Source organism: Microcoleus sp. PH2017_08_TRC_O_A (genome assembly GCF_020738665.1).
Lineage (GTDB): Bacteria > Cyanobacteriota > Cyanobacteriia > Cyanobacteriales > Microcoleaceae > Microcoleus.
On sequence record NZ_JAEQCE010000038.1, the window covers coordinates 1 to 21,435 of the forward strand.

22 protein-coding genes are annotated in these 21,435 nt (G+C 45.2%); 19 read left to right on the plus strand and 3 right to left on the minus strand.

Annotation, left to right across the window (positions count from 1 at the left end):
• The first annotated feature begins 407 nt into the window (after positions 1-407).
• The 14 genes from JGK22_RS15320 (at position 408) to JGK22_RS15385 (ending at position 12,119) form a co-directional block, all read left to right on the plus strand.
• Complete coding sequence (locus JGK22_RS15320) at positions 408-839, plus strand: hypothetical protein (RefSeq protein WP_293313129.1); 432 nt, start codon at positions 408-410, stop codon at positions 837-839.
• Positions 840-900: 61 nt separating this feature from the next.
• Positions 901-1,251: a hypothetical protein gene (locus tag JGK22_RS15325; RefSeq protein WP_293313131.1), complete on the plus strand. Its 351-nt coding sequence runs from the start codon at positions 901-903 to the stop codon at positions 1,249-1,251.
• A gap of 536 nt (positions 1,252-1,787) precedes the next feature.
• On the plus strand, positions 1,788-2,897 hold the full coding sequence (locus JGK22_RS15330; protein WP_293206412.1) for a DUF262 domain-containing protein: 1,110 nt from the start codon (positions 1,788-1,790) through the stop codon (positions 2,895-2,897).
• The gene (locus JGK22_RS15335; protein ID WP_293206409.1) at positions 2,894-3,544 is read left to right on the plus strand and encodes an MAE_28990/MAE_18760 family HEPN-like nuclease; all 651 of its coding nucleotides are present in this window, start codon (positions 2,894-2,896) and stop codon (positions 3,542-3,544) included. The genes JGK22_RS15330 and JGK22_RS15335 overlap by 4 nt, the downstream gene beginning before the upstream one ends.
• 32 nt (positions 3,545-3,576) lie before the next feature.
• Positions 3,577-4,116: a GrpB family protein gene (locus JGK22_RS15340; protein ID WP_293190216.1), complete on the plus strand. Its 540-nt coding sequence runs from the start codon at positions 3,577-3,579 to the stop codon at positions 4,114-4,116.
• A 4-nt stretch (positions 4,117-4,120) separates the two neighbouring features.
• Positions 4,121-4,414: an antibiotic biosynthesis monooxygenase gene (locus JGK22_RS15345; RefSeq protein WP_293190218.1), complete on the plus strand. Its 294-nt coding sequence runs from the start codon at positions 4,121-4,123 to the stop codon at positions 4,412-4,414.
• A 149-nt stretch (positions 4,415-4,563) separates the two neighbouring features.
• Complete coding sequence (locus JGK22_RS15350; RefSeq protein ID WP_293190220.1) at positions 4,564-4,980, plus strand: VOC family protein; 417 nt, start codon at positions 4,564-4,566, stop codon at positions 4,978-4,980.
• A gap of 112 nt (positions 4,981-5,092) precedes the next feature.
• Positions 5,093-5,989: an AraC family transcriptional regulator gene (locus JGK22_RS15355; protein WP_293206407.1), complete on the plus strand. Its 897-nt coding sequence runs from the start codon at positions 5,093-5,095 to the stop codon at positions 5,987-5,989.
• A 174-nt stretch (positions 5,990-6,163) separates the two neighbouring features.
• A complete protein-coding gene (locus JGK22_RS15360; RefSeq protein ID WP_293206404.1) occupies positions 6,164-6,646 on the plus strand; it encodes a hypothetical protein in 483 nt (160 codons plus the stop codon).
• A gap of 130 nt (positions 6,647-6,776) precedes the next feature.
• Positions 6,777-7,718: a GNAT family N-acetyltransferase gene (locus JGK22_RS15365; protein ID WP_293206401.1), complete on the plus strand. Its 942-nt coding sequence runs from the start codon at positions 6,777-6,779 to the stop codon at positions 7,716-7,718.
• Between the two features lie 142 nt (positions 7,719-7,860).
• Entirely contained in the window at positions 7,861-8,028 is a 168-nt protein-coding gene (locus JGK22_RS15370) for an SDR family oxidoreductase (RefSeq protein ID WP_293206398.1), read from the plus strand.
• Positions 8,029-8,089: 61 nt separating this feature from the next.
• Positions 8,090-8,614: an ester cyclase gene (locus JGK22_RS15375; protein WP_293206395.1), complete on the plus strand. Its 525-nt coding sequence runs from the start codon at positions 8,090-8,092 to the stop codon at positions 8,612-8,614.
• 131 nt (positions 8,615-8,745) lie between these two features.
• Entirely contained in the window at positions 8,746-8,979 is a 234-nt protein-coding gene (locus JGK22_RS15380; protein ID WP_293206393.1) for a hypothetical protein, read from the plus strand.
• A gap of 356 nt (positions 8,980-9,335) precedes the next feature.
• The gene (locus tag JGK22_RS15385; RefSeq protein WP_293197113.1) at positions 9,336-12,119 is read left to right on the plus strand and encodes a DUF3536 domain-containing protein; all 2,784 of its coding nucleotides are present in this window, start codon (positions 9,336-9,338) and stop codon (positions 12,117-12,119) included.
• A 70-nt stretch (positions 12,120-12,189) separates the two neighbouring features.
• Here JGK22_RS15385 and JGK22_RS15390 read toward each other — a convergent pair whose 3' ends face one another.
• Positions 12,190-12,321: a hypothetical protein gene (locus JGK22_RS15390; RefSeq protein ID WP_293182345.1), complete on the minus strand. Its 132-nt coding sequence runs from the start codon at positions 12,319-12,321 to the stop codon at positions 12,190-12,192.
• 48 nt (positions 12,322-12,369) lie between these two features.
• Between JGK22_RS15390 and JGK22_RS15395 the strand changes: the two genes are divergently transcribed.
• Positions 12,370-12,603 (plus strand): ferredoxin-thioredoxin reductase variable chain, encoded by a 234-nt coding sequence (locus JGK22_RS15395; protein ID WP_293182347.1) that lies wholly within the window; start codon positions 12,370-12,372, stop codon positions 12,601-12,603.
• A gap of 547 nt (positions 12,604-13,150) precedes the next feature.
• On the opposite strand, the gene JGK22_RS15400 is transcribed toward JGK22_RS15395, so the two are convergent.
• Entirely contained in the window at positions 13,151-13,864 is a 714-nt protein-coding gene (locus JGK22_RS15400) for a response regulator transcription factor (protein WP_363319152.1), read from the minus strand.
• 507 nt (positions 13,865-14,371) lie between these two features.
• Between JGK22_RS15400 and JGK22_RS15405 the strand changes: the two genes are divergently transcribed.
• From JGK22_RS15405 to JGK22_RS15420, 4 genes are all read left to right on the plus strand, one after another.
• Positions 14,372-15,232: a phycobilisome linker polypeptide gene (locus JGK22_RS15405; RefSeq protein WP_293182351.1), complete on the plus strand. Its 861-nt coding sequence runs from the start codon at positions 14,372-14,374 to the stop codon at positions 15,230-15,232.
• A gap of 336 nt (positions 15,233-15,568) precedes the next feature.
• On the plus strand, positions 15,569-16,321 hold the full coding sequence (locus JGK22_RS15410; protein WP_293313133.1) for a phycobilisome rod-core linker polypeptide: 753 nt from the start codon (positions 15,569-15,571) through the stop codon (positions 16,319-16,321).
• 558 nt (positions 16,322-16,879) lie between these two features.
• Complete coding sequence (locus JGK22_RS15415; protein WP_293182355.1) at positions 16,880-17,185, plus strand: CpeR family transcriptional regulator; 306 nt, start codon at positions 16,880-16,882, stop codon at positions 17,183-17,185.
• A gap of 20 nt (positions 17,186-17,205) precedes the next feature.
• The gene (locus JGK22_RS15420; RefSeq protein ID WP_293182357.1) at positions 17,206-19,890 is read left to right on the plus strand and encodes a PAS domain S-box protein; all 2,685 of its coding nucleotides are present in this window, start codon (positions 17,206-17,208) and stop codon (positions 19,888-19,890) included.
• A 370-nt stretch (positions 19,891-20,260) separates the two neighbouring features.
• Here the strand turns inward: JGK22_RS15420 and JGK22_RS15425 are convergent, their stop codons facing one another.
• Positions 20,261-21,370, minus strand: a complete 1,110-nt coding sequence (locus JGK22_RS15425) for a hypothetical protein (RefSeq protein ID WP_293182359.1) — start codon at positions 21,368-21,370, stop codon at positions 20,261-20,263.
• Between the last annotated feature and the right edge of the window lie 65 nt (positions 21,371-21,435).

Below are 21,435 nucleotides of genomic sequence, written 5' to 3' on the forward strand. Positions count from 1 at the left end.
CAATTGCTAGGGAACTCATAAATCATAAGTTAGGGTGAATCCGACTTCTAAACTCTAAACCTAAACCCTGTCTACTGTCTAGAACGAAATAGCCCTGGATGTGGAGACGATCGCAACGCTGGCGGGAGAGCCATTTTACACAAAATTTGGCTATCGGGCGATCGAGCAATTTGAAATTCCGCTCCCAAACAATCAGTTTCTCCCCGTTGTCCGTATGTTTAAGACCTTTCTGTGCAGCCGGTAACTCAGTAACTGTAGTTTAGACTAACCAAAGATGAGAACGGTGGCAAAAGAAGAACTAGAGCCACCGCGCTGGGAGAGAATGAGGGTGAAAAATAAAACCTATCCAAAGCCAAGGATGCCACATTCGAGCTGATGGATTCAGTGATGACCACAAAAAATGCGTCGTGTTTAGCGGAATTTTCGCTCAATCCATTATTCTCTTCGTCAATGGCAAGCGCATCTATGAAGCCTTACAAGACTGTAGACCAGACCGGAAAAAACTGATGATGCTGTATCTGGAGCAATTACAGGAAAAAGCACCCCCAACAGAACACATATTAGTAGCAATCGACCACACTGCATGGGGGAGACCAGATGCCAAAACATTAAAAGACAGAACCCATGAATATCAGAGGGGCTCCATTGTTGGACAGGGATACAGTACAATTGCGTGGATACCTGAAGCGATCGGAAGTTGGGCATTACCCCTGCTACATGAAAGAATAAGTAGTGGGTCTTCACCCATACTTCAAGCAGCTTCCCAAAGTTGGGTACTGGCGCTAACGCAAGCTTCCATTCAAGCTGATTGTTTAATGAGAGTCCGAAAGAATGCCTGAAGAGTGGTCAGCACCACCGGCCTATAGTGGTCGCGGTAGACCACGGAAACATGGGCAAAAAATGAGACTCAACGACCCAAACACATGGCTTCAAGCGGATACTGCGATTGAAATTGACGAACATCCAGATTTGGGAAAAGTCCGCGTCAGACAATGGATTGACTTACATTTTTATCGCGCCCCTGGACAAAAAGTCAATTTAATCCTAGTCGAAAGAATGAAGCCTATGTCAAATGGTCAGCCATTTCCACCCTTATGGTTGGCTTGGGTGGGAGAACGAACTCTACCTCTAGAAACAGTCTGGTTCAAATATTTACGACGTTTTGGAGTGGATCATTGGTATCGGTTTGCCAAGCAACGATTGCATTGGACATTGCCTAATCTGAGAACTACAATCCGAGCGTTGGAGTGATTTAATGCCATTGATGAGTTGGCAACTCTGGTTAGCTAGGGATTTAGTGGTTGAGAATGTCTTACCTTGGCAATCTGGTAATATCAGTTTAACTCCTGGACGTGTTGCTCAATCAATGTTTTCGCTTTTAGTTGACATTGGGACTCCTACAAAAATCCCTAAACATAGGGGAAAATCCCCTGGCTGGGAAAAAGGAAAGGTACGTACCAAGGCACCGTGCTATCCCACTGTCAAAAAACGGGTTTCTCGGCGCAAAAAGTCTTCAAGATTAGCTATTTAATCTTCTCCCTCTTGAGTTTTTAAGCAACAGCTTGCCTGAGATTCAAAGGTGGCTACTTTTAGCTGTACTCATTTTTTAGTCTAAACTACAGTAGAAAATACCTGGAAACTTCAGCAGGTCTGATTTCGCATGGTCTTGACAACAAAGTTGACTATTTCTGGGCCTCCTTTCTTCAAATGTTCGCCTAGTGATATAATGTCTAAGTATTGCCCTGCAAGGATAGCTATACATAATAATACTTAGGAATGCTTCAGCCATGCCTCTACAAGAAGAGATTGACAAAACAAGGCAAGAAATTCGGACAGATAGCTACTCAATGTCTATTGGCGAGTGGATCAGTCTTTATGAAAATAAGGAAATCGATATTCACCCAGATTTTCAAAGGTTTTTTCGGTGGTCTGATTATCAAAAATCAACTTTTATAGAATCAATTCTTTTAGGCATCCCGATTCCTCCGATTTTTGTTAGTCAAAGAGATGATGGGATTTGGGATGTGATCGATGGTTTGCAGAGACTCTCAACCATCTATGAATTTGTCGGTCTTTTGAAGCCTGAAAATCCAGAGCAAGAAACATCTTTTTTCGCTTTACAAGAAACTACATACTTACCTTCCTTGAAAGGCAAAAAATGGGACGACCCAGACGACAAAGAGAACTCTTTTAGTCAGGTACAACGTTTATTGATTAAGCGAGCCAAAATATCCGTCAATATTGTTGAAAAAGAAAGCGATGAAATGATTAAATATGAATTATTTCAGCGGCTAAATACAGGAGGATCAATTGCCACGCCACAAGAAGTAAGAAATTGCATTCTTTTAATGTTGAATAAAAATTTGTATGATTTGATGCGTTCACTGGCAGATCGCGAGTCATTTAAAAGCTGCATTGCTTTGAGCGATCGACTCTATGAAGAACAGTATGATATGGAATTAGTATTGCGTTTTATTCTTCTCTTCGACCAAGATGATGAAAGTCTTAAAAAGTTGGGTGGTGACGTGAGTGAGTTCCTAACTGCTAGAATGCGTGAAATGGCTGTTAAAAAAGATTTGGATTTCAGCCATATAGAGAAAGCGTTCGATGTAACATTCAATATTCTCGATCGAGCTATGGGAGATGATAGCTTCAAGCGATATAAATCGGATCAGGATAAATTCCTCGGAGGCTTTCTATTATCTTTATATGAGGTGGTAGCACTAGGAATTGGATACAACTATCAAAATCCAATTGAAATAGACCAAATATCTAATCGTATAAAAACTCTTTGGTCAAATCAAATTTATAAACAATGGTCGGGAGCTGGAATGAATGCAGCAAGACGCTTACCTTATCTGATTCCGCTTGGTAGAAAGGTATTTTCACCTTTATGAGCATCCGAACAGCGGAACAATTAAGTGATAAATTGGCTACCGATCTTGCTTGGCGAAAGAAAGAACTTTCAGAAATGAAATCTTTGATAGAAGCGAAAAATGTTTCTGACCAAAGACATAAAGCATTAATTCGAGGTGGAGTATGTATTCTGTATTCCCATTGGGAAGGTTTTGTTAAGTTAGCAGCAAACTCTTATCTAGAATATATAATCTCAAAAAAGCTTAGCTACCAGGAGCTTTCTAGTAATTTTTTAGCTTTGGCTATGAAAGAAAAACTTAAGGAGGCAAAAGAGACAAATAAACCATCATTGTATATACCTGTTTGTGACTTTTTCCTTTCTGAATTGAATCAGAGATGTCTCCTACCTAAAGATGTAATATCTACTGCATCGAATCTATCTTCTGAAATTTTAAAGGAAATAACTTATATTCTGGGAATAGACTTTTCAATCTACTCTACTAAGTCGGTATTAATTGACACCAAGCTTTTGAAGACAAGGAACGAAATTGCACACGGAAATTATTCGGTGTTTGATAGGGATGAATATCTAGAGCTACACAGAGAAGTTATCGGAATGCTCGATATATTTCGGAACCAGATAGAAAATGCTGCTATTCAGGAAAAATTTCGGTCTACTTCACCTTAGATAATAACAACAGGAGCAAATAATTATCAATCATGTCAAGAAAACTAGATTTTATCAAAGTAGAAGTCGTCCCGCACGATCCAAGTTGGCGAGATGTTTTTGAGGCTGAGTCAAAACAGATTGCACTTGCACTTACCGAAAATGCGATCGCTATACATCATATTGGTAGCACAGCAATTTCACAAATTCATGCAAAGCCAATTATCGATATGCTAGTTGTGGTCAAAGATATTATCAAAGTGGATACACAAAACTCAGCACTTGAGGCATTAGGTTATCAAGCAATGGGTGAGTTTGGGATATCGGGTCGTCGTTTTTTTCGCAAGGGGAATGAGGCAGGGATTAGAACGCACCACATTCACACGTTTGAAGTGAACTCACCACAGATAGGGCGTCACTTAAGGTTTCGAGATTATATGATTTCCCATCCTGAAGATGCACAGCAATACAGCGAGCTCAAACAAGAACTCGCAAATAAATACTATGATAATATTCAGGCGTACATGGACGGAAAAGCTGGATTTATTAAAGCAATGGATATGAAGGCTGCCAAGTGGAGAGCATCTGATTAAATCTATGATATTAGAAGTTGCAATTCTTGACATTAAACCTAATATGGCTGCTGACTTTGAAATTGCTTTCAAAACAGCTTCAGCTATTATATCTTCTATGCCGGGGTATATCTCGCACGAGCTGCAACGCTGCATAGAAAACACAAATCGTTATATTTTGCTGGTGCGGTGGCAAAGTTTGGAAGACCATACCGTTGGATTTCGAGAATCGCCAGATTATCAAATGTGGCGTTCCTTATTGCATCATTTTTACGACCCATTTCCAACAGTCGAACATTATGAAGTCATTTTGTCATGACTTACGTATTAAAACTAAAGAAACCTGGTTTTTCACCTAATCTGAGGGCTACAGCGAAAAGTTTTTGTAAAAAAACCCGGTTTCTAACCTCTCCTGCGTCCCGGAGTATTTATAAAGTTTTAAGTCTAAAGCATGGAGGAACATCACAAATGATTGATATCGGTTTCACTCACATCGCACTCCCAGTTTCCGATGTTGAGAAAAGTATTGAATTCTACTCGAAGTATGCTGGGATGCAGGTCGTTCACCGCCGGATTGATGCAGCAGCAGGTGTTGCTGTTGTATGGCTTTCTGATGGCACTCGTCCTTTTGTAATTGTGCTGATTCAGACAAACTCTGTACATCCAGTTTTGTCTCCGCTGGCACACCTTGGGGTTGGTTGCAAGAGTAGGGAATATATGGATTCTCTCTGCGATAGTGCACGTCAAGAAGGTGTGCTGGTTGATGAACCAAAAGATTCTGGATATCCGATCGGCTATTGGGCCTTTTTGCGAGACCCGGACGGTCATACTCTGGAACTATCCTACGGGCAAGAAATTAGATTTACGGTGGAGAAAGTTGGCTGAAAATAGGCTGTGCAGGGGCTGAACGGCACTTGCACGGCACGGTGAGGGCGGACGAAAGGCGCCGGGACAGCAGTCGCATATAATTGGAATAGTCCTGAACGGTAAATGTGCCATGCAGCAGCATCAACCGTCAATTGCTCGATCGCCCCGCGAGTATGTGAGTCTGTTTCCCCGTCCACCGCACTTGACCAGTTTTGCAACGCAGTGGGAGGGAATCTCAGTGATTGCCATGCAACAATCTGCCTACGAACTCCCCGAAGTTTCGATTCCGCTAGATGGCGTTGGTATCTTTACAAGTTCCAATGTCTCAGAACGCACGATCGATGGTATTTCTAACAGCGAGTCAACCAATGTTGGAGATATTGTAGTTGTTCCTGCAAATATTGGTCATAGCGTTCGCTGGTTCACTGAAGGAGAGATGATTGTCATTGGGCTAGATACTTCTTTGGTTTCCAGTGCGATCGACAATGCAGCCTATTTCACTCAGACCGAACTATTGCCCCATTTTTCTACGCCAGATCCTTTGGTGTATCAACTTGGTTTGTCGCTTAAATCTGTTCTCGAACAAGATCCTGCTGGCAGTCGCTTGTATGCAGAAATCGCAGCGGCAATGCTGTCGGTACATCTACTGCAAAAGTACGGTAAACGGAAACTAGAATTTAAAAGCTACACGGATGGATTGCCTCGGTCTATACTGCGTCAAGTTATTGAGTATATTGAAGCAAATCTCGGTGGGGAGTTGGGACTAGCAGACTTAGCTGCGATCGCCCATCTGAGTCCGCACTACTTTACGCGCTTGTTTAAGCAATCCACTGGATTTACGCCCCATCAATTTGTGATTCGATGTCGGGTGGAACGAGCAAAAATTTTGCTGCTAGCTGGAAAAGAGTCGATCGCGGAAATTGCCCAACAAGTTGGATTTGCCAATCAAGCGCATTTGAACGTTCACATCAAGCGATTGTTGGGTGTCACGCCAAAAATGATTCTCGAACACCGCAAGAATCTATAAAAAATCGCAAGAATCTAAAAGATGGAGAGGGGCGAGCCTTCCTATGTTGGTAGTAGTCCATCAGGATGTGCACCTGACAACTCTACACAGTTTTTTGTATCCCCAAAGTCGCTTTCAGGGCAGCGTCATTACACTCCGATTTAGTCCACAAGTACAGATCTCAAGAGAGGTTTTATGATCCATCATATTTCCGTTTCCGCTCAAAACCCCCAGCACGTCGCCCAAGTCCTGGCAGAAATCCTCAAAGGTCAAGCAGTGCCCTTTCAAGTTCATCCAAACAGCTACATGGTCGTCGCGATGGATGAACACGGTACAGCCATTGAAGTCTTGCCTTTGGGAGTGGAAATCAGTCCAGGTTCCGGGCAGGATGGGTGCGGTTTCATGCACAATCCTCAGGCGTCTCAATTTACAGCTACTCATGCCGCCGTGTCCGTCCCTACCAGTCAAACCGAAATTGAACAGATTGGAGTGCGCGAAGGTTGGCGAGTCGTGCGCTGCGATCGCGAATCTTTCTTTGATGTGATTGAGTTCTGGGTGGAAAACCATTTGATGTTAGAGTTCCTGACACCAGAAATGACTGCCAAATATTTGGCATTCACTCAACAGCCGGATGTGCTGAAAAACTTTGTAGCTGCACCCGCTGAGGCGATCGCGTAAATTTTGACCGTCGCCAGCAGACAACTAAAATTAATTACGCCACTCGTGCGGCAAGTATCTCCGAATTGTCAAATAATTCGGAGATATTAATTGTTGGTAATTTTTATATTTTTAACGAGTAGCTATCGCAATGAACATCTCTATTCGACTGCTTCAAGAAAATGAGTTATCGACGGCTGAACATATTTTTAGACTAGCGTTTGGTACTTTTATTGGATTGCCTGAACCCACAGATTTTTGTGCTGATGCGAACTATGTTCAAACCCGATCGCAAATCGATCCGACAGCAGCTTTTGCCGCCGAGGTTGATGGGCAGCTAGTTGGCTCGAATATAGCTATTTGTTGGGGGAGTGTCGGTTTTTTGGGGCCGCTGAGCGTTCATCCTGACTTCTGGGGTCGAGGTGTTGCTAAACTTTTGATTGAATGTGCGATCGACAAATTCTCGGAATGGGAGACAGGACAGGCGGGTTTATTTACTTTTCCGAACAGCCCAAAACACCACGCGCTGTATCAAAAATTCGGGTTTTACCCGCGTTTTTTGACATTTATCATGGTAAAACCCATTGAGTCGGTTGAGTTGGACTTACCAGTAACAAAATATTCTGAACTAAATCCGCAGGAGCGATCGCACTTTCTCAAAGAATGTTACCAACTGACAGATGCTATTTATCCAGGGCTGGACTTATCGCGCGAGATTTTGGCAGTTGAGGCTCAAAACTTGGGCGATACGGTTTTACTGTGGGATGACAAAGGTTTGGCAGGATTTGCTGTTTGTCATTGTGGTGCGGGTAGCGAAGCTGGTTCTGATGTATGTTACGTCAAATTTGGAGCTGTGCGGCTGGGAGTGCAAGCAGGCGAACTGTTTGAACGGTTGCTCGATGTCTGTGAAGCGTTTGGGGCGAGTCAAAAAATGTTGCGTCTCAGGGCTGGAGTGAATACGAGCCATGATGCCGCCTATACCAGAATGGTCGATCGCCATTTTCGCACTGAAAGTACAGGTTTAGTAATGCACAGGCCCAACGATCCAGGTTACAATCGACCAGAGGTTTTTGTATTGGATGATTGGCGCTAAGGGAGAGTTGTTGTGCGATATTTACCCACCTGTAAACTACATTCTTAGGAACTGCTAGTAAACTTCATTGTGAGTCCCAATATTAATTAGTAGCACTTGGCTCTCTGAGATAAAATCGAAGACAAGCCAATACTCATAACAGGTGGAAAAAGAGTTCTTTGAAAAGATTCGCCCTTCGTCGCCGATCCAGCGTTTTGCTGAGACTTCGGAGGTGGCTGCACTGGTGGCGTTTGTTGCCAGTCCGGTAGCGTCTGCTATTAACGGGGCTGCTTTGCGAGTGGAAGGCGGCCTGGTGCGATCGATCGTTTAGCTGGAATTGGATCTGTGTGCGCGATCGATCGGTTACAATTTTGGTCAAAACGAAGCTGTCAATGTTAACCGAACAAAATAAAGCTACGGTTCTGGATTTCTACAAGGCATTTGACGATCGCCAGATGGATCGAGCTTTAAAGCTGCTTGCTCCAAATTTTTCCGCTCATCTGGCTGGTATTCCTGAGCTTTTAGATAGTGAAGGTTTCAAGCGATTGGGGATGGCGTTTTATCTTGCCTTTGCCAATGGGGAACACGTCTTTGATGAAGTGATTGTCGCAGGAGATAAAGTTGTCACTTGTGGGATATTTACGGCGACGCATCTGGGAGAGTTTCAGAGTCTGCCGCCGACTGGTAAACAAATCAAGCTGTCAATTATGCACATCGACCGTCTAGAAGACGGGAAAATTGTGGAGCATTCGTCTAGAAGACGGGAAAATTGTGGAGCATTGGAAGGCGATGCGCTGGGATTGATGCAGCAGCTAGGGATTGTTTTTCTGCCGGGGCCGAAGTTGATTCCGCACATTTTGAAGGGTATTGTATCGAGGCTGTTTCAGCAGTCTGCCTCAAGTAGAGGTGAGACATGAAGGGAGCATCTCATTTGTGTAAAAAGCATTTTTTTCATATAGTGCGAGCACTTCAAGAGCTCGCGTATTATACGATACGCGAGCTCTTGAAGTGCTCGCACTATTAAATGCAAAACTGAGATGCTCCCGACATGAAAATCCCCACGCACCCGATCGCATCAAGGCTATCTGTTGGCTTCGATAAGTTACTGGTGTCGGTAAAGGGAACATTTCACAAAGAAAACTCAACAAAAGATTTTGGATTGACACAACGCAGCAATGCCGTGCAACAGACCCCCTCAGCAAAAATTAGGGCTGCTGAGGGGTTTCACCCTATTGTTAACTTTCAACAGCACAACCACCATCGATCGATCGCCAAAGATTAAATTTTTCCGGGGAAAACTTGCCATTTAATGAATAAGACTTTAAGATGCAGCAATGTAAATATAAACTCTCAACGAGCAGCCCTGCACGCACTAACCTGAAATGGGTCGAAAGTGCCACAAAGCAGCAACAGCTAACTTTTATAACTCTTTCAACAGCAAAGCATTGGCAGAAAAACTCAGGGATCGACGGTTGGTATATTGCAACGAATGCTTTGCTCGAAATACTACAAATGAATCAAAAATTATCTGCCAAAATTTAGCACCTACAGATGCCTAGCCCAAACGCCTGCTGCGTAAGGTTTAACTTACTGATTAGGCTGGTTTTCATGTCTTTAACTACTTGAGGATTCGATCGCATGGTTTCGATTTCTAAAACTCAGTCCAACGTGCTCTCTGTGTCTGCACCAACCGTAACGACTGCAACCCAAAGCACCGCCGCAACTGCAACTGGAGTGTGCGTGACGATTCACGGTCACTTTTACCAACCCCCCCGAGAAAACCCTTACCTAGACGCGATCGAGCGCCAAGGGAGCGCCTCTCCCTTCCACGACTGGAACGAACGCATTGACAACGAGTGCTACCGCCCGAACGCCTTTGCGCGCATACTCAACGATCGCGGTGAAGTCGCCGGGATCGTCAACAACTACGAATATCTCAGCTTCAACATCGGCCCGACTCTGATGAGCTGGCTGGAACGCTACGATCCCGAAGTTTACCAACGGATTCTGGAAGCCGATCGCAAAAGCTGTCAGCGCCTCAACGGTCACGGCAACGCGATCGCCCAAGTGTACAATCACATCATCATGCCGCTGGCGAACGAGCGAGACAAATACACCCAAATTCGCTGGGGGATCGCAGATTTTCGCTCTAGATTCGATCGCCATCCCGAAGGAATGTGGCTCGCCGAAACCGCCGTAGACTACGCCACCCTGGAAGTTTTGGTGGCTGAAGGCATTCGTTTTATTGTCTTAGCCCCCTCCCAAGCCGAACGCTGCCGCCCGCTAATCGCGCAAAACCAAGAAGGAGAGCAACAAACAGATGGCGAATGGCACGAAGTCGGCGGCGGCCAAATCGATCCGACTCGCCCCTACCGCTGCTATTTGAAGCCGGAAATGCGGTTGATGGCTGACCACCAACTTTCGCCCCTGAGCACTTACCACTTTACTCGCGGACACGGCCAGCAGTCCTCAGCCCCAAATCCTCACACTCCCTACATCGATATCTTTTTCTACGACGGCCCGATCTCGCGGGATATGGGCTTCAATGACGTTCTCAGCAGCAGCCACCACTTGGCTGGGCGCTTGGGTCAAGCAGTGCGGGGAGACCACAGACCGGCTCAATTAATCTCCGTGGCCACAGATGGCGAAACTTTCGGCCACCACAAAAACAGTACGGAAAAATGTCTCGCCTACGCTTTCACAGAGGAGTTTCCCCGCCGCGGCTGGACTGTGACGAATTATGCTCATTATTTAGGTCAAAATCCCAGCACTTGGGAAGTGGAACTCAAACCGGTGACGGCTTGGAGTTGTTCTCACGGGGTCGATCGCTGGCAAGATGATTGTGGGTGCGGTGGCGGCGGCGGGTGGCATCTCCTGTGGCGCAAGCCTTTGCGCGATACTTTGAATTGGCTGCGCGATCGACTGATTCCGATTTATGAGGAAGCGGGGCGCAAGCTGTTTTGCGATCCCTGGAAAGCCAGAGATGAATATATTGATGTCATCCGCGATCGATCGCCCGCGAATGTTGACAGTTTCCTCCAACGCCATCAAATTCGCGAACTGGATGCCGCCGAACAGGTAGACGCCCTGCGCCTGCTGGAAATGCAGCGCCACACTTTGTTAATGTTCACTAGCTGCGGCTGGTTTTTTGAAGAAGTCTCTCGCCCCGAAGGCGTGCAAATTTTGCGCTACGCCGCCAGGGCGCTGGAATTGGCGGGGGAAGTTGCTGGTGTTCAGCTAGAACAGGATTTTATCGATCGACTAGCCCTAATACCCAGCAACGTTGACTCTTTCAAAACAGGCGCAGAAGTTTACCGCCAACTGGTGACAACAGCCCAAGTCAGTCTCAAACAAGTCGCCGCCCACTACGCGATTAGTGCTCTGTTTGCCAAATATCCCCGCGAACAGCGAGTTTACTGCTATCAGGCCGAACAGCAAGATTTCCAAATTCAGCGCATGGGTTCGATGACTCTGGCTGTGGGTCAATTGCAGTTAACCTCGGAAATTACCCGGGAAACAGACGTGTTTGTGTTTGCTGCATTCCACCTTGGGGGCTGGGATTTCCACTGCTGCATTCAGCCTTTTGGCAGCCGCCGGTCTTACAATATGCTCAAAGAGCGGTTGTTTGGAGTTCTGCAAGAAGCTTCGGCGGCCCACGCGATTCTGGAAATGGTGCGGTTGTTTGGGGATCAGTCGTTTAGCTTGCGGGATTTGTTCGCAGAGGAACGCCACCGCATCGTCCAGTTGCTGAGTCAAGAAAATTTGACTCGCTTGGATCAACTTTACACTCAGGTTTATCGGGAAAATTACGGGGTGATGATGGCTTTCCATCGCGATGAGTTGCCGGTGCCGGTTGAGTTGCAAGTGGCTGCTGAGGTGGCTTTGGGACACCGCTGTTTGACGGCGGCGAAGGCGCTGGAACTGGAAACCGGAGACGCGGAACCTCTGCTGGCTGACATTGAAGCGATCGCCACTGAAGCCGGTCTCCTCCGCAGTCGGTTGAAGGTTCCTGAAGTTAAGCAAATTTTGGAACGGCTGGTTTGGCGATCGCTAGACACGCTGCTGCAAGCAGGATCGGGCGTAGATGAACGATCGCCTCTGGAGTTAGAAGCCGATATCCGGTACATCGAGCGTTTGATTGCTGTGGGCGATCGGCTGAGTCTGGGTTTGTGTTTGGACAAATCGCAGGAACTGTATTTCGATTCTCTGTACAGTCAAATTGTGCCTCTGTGTTTGGGCTGGCTGCAACGGCAAGCTACTTCGGACGGCGAAAATAAGGTTGACCCGGTTGCTTTAGATATCGTCGGCTCAGACGGTGGCTGGGAGTTGTCTTCGATCCGGCAGTTGCTGGAGTTGGGTCAAACTCTCGCCGTTGATGTTGAGTGTTGGTTGGATCAGTTAAGCCGATCGCTGGTCGATTAGCCTGGATCAATTCCGGCACAGCAGAATCCGCCCGATCGGTTTAAATGCCGATCGGGCGGTGGGGATCGAGCTAGAGTCGATCGGCATTCAGGCTTCCCGGAATCGAAGTACCGACAAACAACCGCCAATTTTCTTTGAGTATTCGCTCTACTTCTGTGGGAAGATGAAAAGACTGTCCCCAAAGCCAACAAGTGTTCTGCACTTGCAGGCTTTGTAGAGTTTTGAAGAAAGAACACTAAATTTTTTAGCTATGAAAATTGGCGATCGCGTTTGCGTTAAAAACTCTGTTGTTGTCTACCACCACCCGGAAAATCGCAGTCAACCAGTTGAGATTAAGGGTATGGAAGGAGAAATCGTGGCGATCGTTCACGAATGGCACGGCAGACCTGTCAGTGCCAATTGGCCGGTGCTAGTTCAGTTTGACAAAAAATTTCGAGCTCACTTCAAAGAAGATGAAGTCGAATTGGTTTCTGCTGAAGCCTAGCTTTAGTATTGTTTTGTGCTATTATATCCCCGACTTTTTATTAAAGAAGTCGGGGTTCTGCTTATTATATCCTGGACGAGCGATTTACCATAATAATATGCCGGCAAGAGCGGGTTTTTGAGCTTGTCAATTATTGGCGGGTATTGTTGTTGAAAGGGCCCTTACCATATTAATAATAGGCCGGACATGATATTACAGCAGAGTCCACGTTGATGAAGTAAACCGTAAGAGCCCCGTAGGGAAACGGCACTGCCGTGTCCTTTATCTCTGCCAAGGAATGAGAATTAAATAACTTACAATTTTTATTGTTCTTCTGGCCCATCCCACAAATATGTGTAAATTATTTAATTCGAGATCCTAAGCTGTTGCGTGCCGCAGTTAAATTCTATATTTCGATGACAATCGAGAATTCTCTTCCCCTCTCCCCGTCTCCCCCGTCTCCCCCGTCTCCCCGTCTCCCCGTCTCCCCCTCTCCCCCGTCTCCCCGTCTCCCTTGTCTCCCCCTCTCCCCCGTCTCCCCGTCTCCCCCTCAATTAAGTGAATGTTTTTACCGTGTAGTTTTCAATTCCAGAGGGGTTTTTATCATATTTGTACTGGAATCTGATTGCTTGAGACGATACCCCATACTGTGAACTGTCTCAATTAAATCTTCAGCAGCTCCCGCAGCTTTGAGTTTTTGACGCAAACCTCTGATGTGAACCTTGACAGTATTTTCTTCTGGTGGAGATTCCAACGACCAGACGTGTTCGATCATGACACTTCGACTGAGAACACGGCGACCATTTCGCAACAGAAGTTCCAGAAGCGCGTATTCTTTGGGCGTGAGATGGAGTGGGGTGTATCTATAGCTAACTTCATAGGTACTGGGGTTGAGGCGAATTTCTTCCCATTCTAAAATCGGCCCAGAAGTGCTACTACCTCGACGCAATAAGGCTCGAATCCGAGCAAATAGTTTTTGCAAGTCCACGGGTTTGACTACATAATCATCAGCCCCAGCATCAAGCCCATTAATTTCATCACTGAGGGTGTCACGGGCTGTGATCATCAGGACAGGCATAGTATAGCCGTGCGATCGCAATCGATGGCAGAGACTAATTCCATCAAGTTCTGGTAACATCAAATCTAGCAGCAGCAAATCATAGTTGAGCATCTTTGCTTGATGCCATCCAGATTCCCCATCGGTAACTATATCAACAACATAGCGCTGGTCTGTCAAGGCTTCTGCCAACGTTTCTGCAAGGCGCAGATCGTCTTCAACCAAGAGAATCCTCATAATCAAGAGGCTGGGGGAAAGTACAAAGCCACTTATTGACTTTTAGACAAGATTGAGTTAGCGAACCAGAGCGCTCTAATACCAATAGGGCTAGGGCGATCGCCATGCTGGCTCCTCAACATCTTATTCGCATTTGGGCCCCAAATTTTACCGATTTGCGATCGAGATGTCAACAAGTTTTGACCAAGAATTTCACAGGTGGTACCCGCCACGTGATTTATCCGTGGAATCAATCCCAAATCGAAAATCGAAAATCCTCTCTTCCCCCGAATTTATTCGATTGACCCAAGGGAAGCTCAGAAACCATTGGCCAAAGCTTTCTTAACAAATATTGCCAAAAATCACGATTTATTACTTATTGAGAATCTTTCCGATTTCTTTACCATTTTCTGACTCATTTCTTTACTTGTTATATGTAATTGTAGGTGGGATCGGCACTTGGATGGGGTCAATTCTCCCACCCACTTGATAGTTAATTTGGGAGATTAGTGTTAAATGGCTTTTGGACCAGCTTCAAGATTGGGAGTGAGCCTGTTTGATGAAACCCCACCAATAGAGCGGGTTACAGGTAACTCCAATGAAGACCTTGAAACCATCATTCAGGCAGTATACCGACAAGTTTTGGGAAATGCCTACGTCATGGAGAGCGAACGCCTCACCGTTTGTGAGTCGCAGTTTAAACGCGATGAACTGACGGTACGGGAGTTTGTGCGTCGGGTTGCAAAGTCTGACTTGTATCGATCGCGATTTTTCGATAGTTGTGCTCGCTATCGGGCGATCGAACTCAACTTCAGACATCTACTTGGTCGCCCTCCGCTGGATCTCGAAGAAATGCGGAGCAAAAGTACCATTCTGGATACCAAGGGCTTTGAGGCTGAGATCGATTCTTATCTCGATAGCGATGAATACCAGAATACTTTTGGAGATGACATTGTTCCCTACATCCGGGGATACAAAACCGAAGCTTGTCAAAGCATGGTGCAGTTTACCCATACCTTCGAGTTGGTGCGAGGTGCTTGTAGCAGCAGCTTGAAGGGAAATCTGGCTGGTAAGAGTCCGCGTTTGAATTCCCTAGTAATTCAGGGCACGCCAACCGCCGTAATTTCTCCAGCCAGCAGCGGATCGACATTCCGCAATCCATCCGGTAGCGCTCGGACTCGTCATGGCGCTGGATCGGATGAAAACGGAAAAGTCTATCGCATTGAAGTTACCGGCTATCGCGCCAATGTGGTGAATCGGATTTCCAAGTTTCGCCGCAGCAACCAAGTTTACCTGGTGTCGTTTAACGAGCTATCCGAAACCTATCAACGGATTCACAAACAAGGTGGGACGATCGCTAGTATCACCCCTGTCTAGTTGAAAGTCGATCAATTTTAGATTTTAGATTTTAGATTTTAGATTTTAGATTGAAGAATTATTCGGGGCTTGTAATGAGAATTCGGAGCTTTGCTTCAATCAACAATCAACAATCAATTATCAAAAATCAACAATCATTCCGGTACAACTGGAATTGATATAAGCCGTGTATTGCTGACATATTGAACCATTCTCAATTAACATTTTACGAACAGGCTCTCCGGTCTGTTCCACAAGAAATCCACTCTTTGTGGAACAGGCCGGAGAGCCTGTTGCTGAAAATGGTGCAAGATTTCAGCTACTACCAACTATTATCTGTAAAGGAGATTAATTGCAATGGCAGATTCGACAAAATGTGAACTGTGGCCAACCAGCGGTGTAGATGAGGTGCAAGCTGTGATTCGCGCCGTCTACAAGCAGGTTTTGGGCAATCCCCACGTGATGGAAAGCGAGCGCTTGGTAACTGCGGAATCTCAATTGTGCGATCGCAGCATCTCCGTGCGTGAATTTGTCCGATTGGTTGCTAAATCTGATTTTTATAGCACTCGCTATTTTCAAAAGTGCGCTCCCTATCGATTTGTAGAACTCAATTTCCTGCACCTGCTAGGTCGTGCACCACAAGATCAAACAGAAATTTCTGAACACATTATCCGCTGTGTTGAGCAAGGCTACGATGCCGAAATTGACTCCTATATCGACAGCGACGAGTATCAAACCGCTTTTGGTGAAAACGTTGTTCCCTACTACCGAGGCAGAAGCAGCGAAGCAAATACCAAGCAAGTAGGTTACAATCGGATGTCGCTGCTCGATCGGGGTTTCGCCCAAATCGACAGTGCCGTCAAAGCATCTCAGTTAGTCTACGCCGTTGCTACCAACAGCGCTAACGCCATCAAGCCCTCAACCAGTCGAGGAGGCGCTTATGTCGCAACCGAAAAAATGTTCAAAATTGTGGTAACAGGGTCGAAATTCGACAGACCTCGGCGCCTCAGTAACACGACATACATTGTGGCAGGAGACAATATGAGTCCGCAAATTCAGCGGATCAATCGCACCTCTGGCAAAATTGTCAGCATCACTGAGATTCTCTAAATCCAACAAAAACAAGAAGTTTAATAGATGGATTTAAGTCATATTTAGAGGGTTTTTCTGGCTTCTCTAATTAGATTCAGCTATCTCTAAATTTCTAGCAACAATTGGATAGAAATTGAGATTATATCAGTTTCTCAAAATAATTGTACAATCTACATCTTTGGGTCGATATTCTACAATCAACCTACTGTTATTACTGTATAATTTGGGATAACTGGTATTTCCTCATCTTGAGAGCCGTAAACATCTCCAGAATTGGAGGATGCCCAATTCTGGAGAATGCCAACTCTATTAATAAACTAGCTGGAGAAAATTTAATTTGAAATCCTCATCACGTTTTTGCGATCGACCATGATTCTCTATACTCCAATACTTAAGACAGTTTGTTTAAAGCCTCTGTAAGTTGGACAGTACCAGCCCTGCAATTTTTAATTTTTTTTCTGCGTTGCCATTAAAAACAAACTTGGAAAAAATAGTTCACAATAGATCCAGCCTAGGTTTCATGTACTCGATTAGCACCTAAAACTGTCCGAAGTATTGATACTCAATCATATTAGAATGTTGCCACCACAAGCCCAAAAAAAGTTGCAATGCTGGATTCGCAGCCGTCATTTAATTTGTTCTGGCAATTTTTACATCTTTGAAACTATAGACTATAGCGCTATTGAGCGATTTACCGAGTCGATTACGGCTTTAGGAGGAACATTAATCTCGGTTCAGCCGATCGACAAAATTTGGATGGGCGATCACCGTCAAGTCATTCTATATCGTGCCAAAGCCAGTTTGCATACGCCTTGTCACAACCTCAAGCAATACTGGTTTAAATATGGTAGTTTCCAGACTAGGTTCGATCCAAGCTCTTGATCTGGCTGATACTGGTTAGCATGGTTGTAGCATTGTTGTTGTCTGTTGGTGGCATCCTGATTTTCATAGGAATTATCCAACCATTTTCTATGCTAAGTAACATTTTTCTAGTTGCGATCGGCGTTTTAGTTGTGGTAGTAATTTGCCCCTGCTTCAAACAGGAAGTAGCCCGACGACAAACAGCCGAAGGGGTGCTGCGCCAACAAACCGATCGCGAACGGTTAGTCAATCAAATTGCTCAACACATCCGACAATCCCTGGATTTAGACCACGTGCTAGAAACCACGGTAGCAGATGTGCAACGCTTTCTGGAAGCCGATCGCGTTCTCATTTACCGCCTGTGGCCAGACGGAACGGGCAGCGCCATTAACGAAGCCGTTTTACCCCCTTACCCCGTCATTTTAGGAACATCCTTTCCACCAGAAGTGTTTCCCAGCGAGTACCATGAGGCTTATTCTCTGGGAAAAACCCGCCTCATAGAAAATATTGAAGAAGCCGATCTCGAAACTTGTCTGACTGATTTTCTCCAACAATTTGGAGTCATAGCAAAATTGGTTGTCCCCATCGTCCAAGAAAATCGGCAGGTTGAGGGGAATCCTTCTGTACCCTATCTTTGGGGGTTATTGATTGCTCACCAGTGCGATCGCCCGCGCATCTGGGAAACCTGGGAATTGGAGTTAATGCAGCAACTAGCGACGCAGGTGGCGATCGCCATTCAACAGTCAGAATTATACCAACAGCTTCAACAACTCAACGCCGAACTAGAACAGCGCGTCCAACAACGTACCGAAGAATTAGCTGAAGCCAACGTCGCTCTACGAGACGAAATTGGCGAACGACAGCGCACCGAAGTAGAACTGCGCCACACCAACCACACCCTAAAAACCCTGATTAGCGCCTCTCCTCGCGCTATCTTCACGCTGGATATAGAAGGGTACGTCAAAATTTGGAATCCTGCCGCCGAACAGATGTTTGGTTGGACTGAAGCAGAAGTCATCAACCATCCCAACCCAATTTTTATCGACGATCCATTAGAAAATTATTCCACTCTCCGCAGCAATCTCCTGCAAGGAATCACATATAGTGTCGAACTGCGCCGCCACAAAAAAGACGGAAGTGCGATCGACATTATCTTCTCCGCTGCTCCTTTAAAGAATAGTGAGAATCAGATTGAGGGCATTGTCGCAGTGATTGCCGACATTACCGAACAAAAGCAACAGGAAGAACAGGTGCGACTCCTCCAATCAGTTGTTGTTAACACAAATGATGGCGTCGTAATTACCGAAGCGGAAGCGATCGATGAAGTTGGTCTTCGCATCATCTATGTCAATGAAGCATTTACCCAGATTACAGGATATAGCCTAGAAGAAGTTTTGGGTAAAACACCCCGGATTTTGCAGGGTAAAAAAACCGATAGCACAGAATTAGACAAAATTCGGATAGCACTTTCGCGTTGGGAATCTGTCACCGTTGAAGTGATTAATTATCGGAAAAATGGCTCCGAATATTGGAATGAATTTAGTATTGTTCCTGTTGGCGATCGCACGGGTTGGTATACTCACTGGATCGCCATCCAGCGAGACACCACCGAACGAAAACAAGCAGAACAAGCCCTGCGACATAGCGAAGAACGGTTTCGATCGCTCATTGAAAATGCTCTAGACATCATTATGATTCTAGATACAGATGGTACGATCGGCTATGTCAGTCCTTCTGTGGAAAAAGTCTTAGGGTATTTAGTATCTGAACTCGTGGGGAAAAAAATATTTGAGCCAATTCACCCAGATGATTTTACCACTACTTATCAAAGTCTCACCAATACTTGGCAAAGTGCAGAACTCAACCGTCCCATTGAATTCCGCTATCGGCACAAAGATAATTCTTGGCGAACCTTGGAAGCGATTAGCCAGCCTTTTATAAACAATGCAGCCACCACACAAATTATCGTCAATACTCGTGACATCACCGAACGAAAACGACTGGACGAAATTCGGTTAGCCCTGGAGCGCGAAAAAGAACTGAGTATTCTGAAAACCCGTTTTTTTTCAATGGCATCCCATGAATTTCGCACTCCACTCAGTACGGCTTTAGCAGCAGCTCAAATTCTAGAAAACAGCCCAGACGAATGGAATGACTCCCAAAAGCGACTGAGAAACCTGCACCGAATTCAGGATTCTGTAAGGAATATGGTGCAATTGCTCGACGATATTTTAACCATCAATCGCGCCGAAACTGGGAAACTAGAATTTAATCCAAAATTTTTGGTTTTGGACAAATTTTGCGAACAATTTGTGGAAGAAATGCGGCTCAGCGCTGGCAGTCAGTATACCATCACCTTTACCTGTGAAGGAAATCCAATTCCCGTTTGCTTGGATGAAAAATTGTTGCGATCGATTCTGTCCAACGTATTATCCAATGCGATTAAGTATTCGCCTAAGGGAGGTAATGTGCATCTTGGTTTAGAGTTTCAGTTGCATCAGGTGCTACTCCAGGTTTGCGATCGAGGAATTGGCATTTTTCCAGAAGATATAAAGCAGTTGTTTGAGCCATTTCACCGAGGTAAGAATGTCCGAACTATCCCTGGTACGGGATTGGGATTGATCGTGGTTAAAAAGTGCGTTGACTTGCATCAAGGTAGTATTGAGATTACCAGTGAAGTTGGTATTGGTACAACTTGTGTGGTGACACTTCCGTTGGTATTATAATAAAAGTTTTAGGCCAAGGTATGTAGTTGCGCTTCAGCGCTCTTTCCTAATATTTGTAAAGAGCGCCCAAGCGCAACTACGTACCTAATTTCTCTGACTACAATAAAACCGTCCTTTCTGGATAGGATATATACAACTACTAATAGGCTAAGGTATGTAGTTGCGCTTCAGCGCTCTTTCCTAATATTTGCAAAGAGTGCCCAAGCGCAACAACGTACCTAATTTGTGTGACTGCAATAAAACCCTCCTGTCAGGATAGGATATATAAAACTACCAATAGGTCAAGGTATGTAGTTGCGCTTTAGCGCTCTTTCCTAAGATTAGCAAAGAGCGCTGAAGCGCAACAACGTACCTAATAAGGAGCACGATCTCATTTGGCAAGATGGGAATCATGGCCGGCTGGGGCTTCGAGCTTGACTGGTGGGGTAGCTTTGAGATCGTCGAAGAGGGCTTTTTCTTCACGAGCAATTGCATTGTAATCGTTCACTTTCTGCTTGTAAATATCGAATTGCTCTTGAAAAGCAGCAACGCGCTCCTGCTGTTCGCGCACTCCATCGTTAAATTCTTGCACTTTTTGATTGTAATCAGATTTTTTTTGTTCAAACTGAAACACCTTTTCTGGAGAGCCGTTACCCTGTCGGTAAGATTCTTCAGCTTGTTCCTTAAAACGCATTAAATCCAATTGCAACGCATCTAGATTGCGTTTCTTCGATCCGAGTTCGAGATTGTGCTCTTTGATTGTTTGCTTGGTTTGTGCGAGACTTGCTTCTAAGGTCTCAATTTCAGGTTTGAGTTGCTGGGATTTCTCATCTAATTTTCGCACGATCTCTTGAGACAGATCGGCTAACTTTACCACTTGTTGGCGATCGCGAAAGTAACGCTGATAGTATTGTTCGAGTTCGACATCGCCGAGATAGCCGAGTTCTGTCCCCAGATACGAGTGCAATTCGTTAACATACAAAGCTATATCCTTTTGCTGGTATTGCTTCAATATGCTAGACAAGCGATCGTTTTTGATTTGCAAAGCAGCTTGTTTGAGTTGGGGTGTTAGCTTGTCGCGATCCGATGGACTGAGGCGAGTGTAAGCGGCATGGAGCATTTCATGGGCTGCTGTCACTTCCATCACGCCTTGAAATCGATCGTCTGTAACCGACTGAATCGCGATTTTGCCCGATTTACCGTTGGTGAAATAGCACCCAAAGATAATTAAGGTATCCTTCACCTTTTCTTTTGTTTGACAGATTTTAAAGAAGGTTTGCTTGGGTTCGATGGTTGGAGTTTGCCGGTAGAAAATTTGTTGCGCTTCCCGCGTCATGGTGGTGGCGGTGGCGAGACGTTCGATTGCTGCTGAAGGTGGCGCTACACCAATCCACTCGTCAAGCTGCGAATTTAAGACAATCCTAGAGATGGCCACAACTAGCACAATTATCCAGAAGTTCTGCGATCGAAATAAGTTTTTTATCGACCATTTTATATTCATAAAAATTTTGGTAAATCCATTTCTTTAAAAACTGCTAGGCGCAGATAACGCTGGTAGGTTAGTGA

What these genes read in the sequence shown, in the direction of transcription:
- JGK22_RS15340 (WP_293190216.1), top strand. Translation starts at nt 3,577, where the DNA reads ATGTCAAGAAAACTAGATTTTATCAAAGTAGAAGTCGTCCCGCACGAT.
- JGK22_RS15360 (WP_293206404.1), top strand. Translation starts at nt 6,164, where the DNA reads ATGATCCATCATATTTCCGTTTCCGCTCAAAACCCCCAGCACGTCGCC.
- JGK22_RS15410 (WP_293313133.1), top strand. Translation starts at nt 15,569, where the DNA reads ATGGCAGATTCGACAAAATGTGAACTGTGGCCAACCAGCGGTGTAGAT.
- JGK22_RS15380 (WP_293206393.1), top strand. Translation starts at nt 8,746, where the DNA reads ATGAAAATCCCCACGCACCCGATCGCATCAAGGCTATCTGTTGGCTTC.
- JGK22_RS15415 (WP_293182355.1), top strand. Translation starts at nt 16,880, where the DNA reads ATGTTGCCACCACAAGCCCAAAAAAAGTTGCAATGCTGGATTCGCAGC.
- JGK22_RS15420 (WP_293182357.1), top strand. Translation starts at nt 17,206, where the DNA reads ATGGTTGTAGCATTGTTGTTGTCTGTTGGTGGCATCCTGATTTTCATA.
- JGK22_RS15350 (WP_293190220.1), top strand. Translation starts at nt 4,564, where the DNA reads ATGATTGATATCGGTTTCACTCACATCGCACTCCCAGTTTCCGATGTT.
- JGK22_RS15395 (WP_293182347.1), top strand. Translation starts at nt 12,370, where the DNA reads ATGAAAATTGGCGATCGCGTTTGCGTTAAAAACTCTGTTGTTGTCTAC.
- JGK22_RS15375 (WP_293206395.1), top strand. Translation starts at nt 8,090, where the DNA reads ATGTTAACCGAACAAAATAAAGCTACGGTTCTGGATTTCTACAAGGCA.
- JGK22_RS15325 (WP_293313131.1), top strand. Translation starts at nt 901, where the DNA reads ATGAGACTCAACGACCCAAACACATGGCTTCAAGCGGATACTGCGATT.
- JGK22_RS15365 (WP_293206401.1), top strand. Translation starts at nt 6,777, where the DNA reads ATGAACATCTCTATTCGACTGCTTCAAGAAAATGAGTTATCGACGGCT.
- JGK22_RS15385 (WP_293197113.1), top strand. Translation starts at nt 9,336, where the DNA reads ATGGTTTCGATTTCTAAAACTCAGTCCAACGTGCTCTCTGTGTCTGCA.
- JGK22_RS15345 (WP_293190218.1), top strand. Translation starts at nt 4,121, where the DNA reads ATGATATTAGAAGTTGCAATTCTTGACATTAAACCTAATATGGCTGCT.
- JGK22_RS15335 (WP_293206409.1), top strand. Translation starts at nt 2,894, where the DNA reads ATGAGCATCCGAACAGCGGAACAATTAAGTGATAAATTGGCTACCGAT.
- JGK22_RS15405 (WP_293182351.1), top strand. Translation starts at nt 14,372, where the DNA reads ATGGCTTTTGGACCAGCTTCAAGATTGGGAGTGAGCCTGTTTGATGAA.
- JGK22_RS15330 (WP_293206412.1), top strand. Translation starts at nt 1,788, where the DNA reads ATGCCTCTACAAGAAGAGATTGACAAAACAAGGCAAGAAATTCGGACA.
- JGK22_RS15355 (WP_293206407.1), top strand. Translation starts at nt 5,093, where the DNA reads ATGCAGCAGCATCAACCGTCAATTGCTCGATCGCCCCGCGAGTATGTG.
- JGK22_RS15425 (WP_293182359.1), bottom strand. Translation starts at nt 21,370, where the DNA reads ATGAATATAAAATGGTCGATAAAAAACTTATTTCGATCGCAGAACTTC.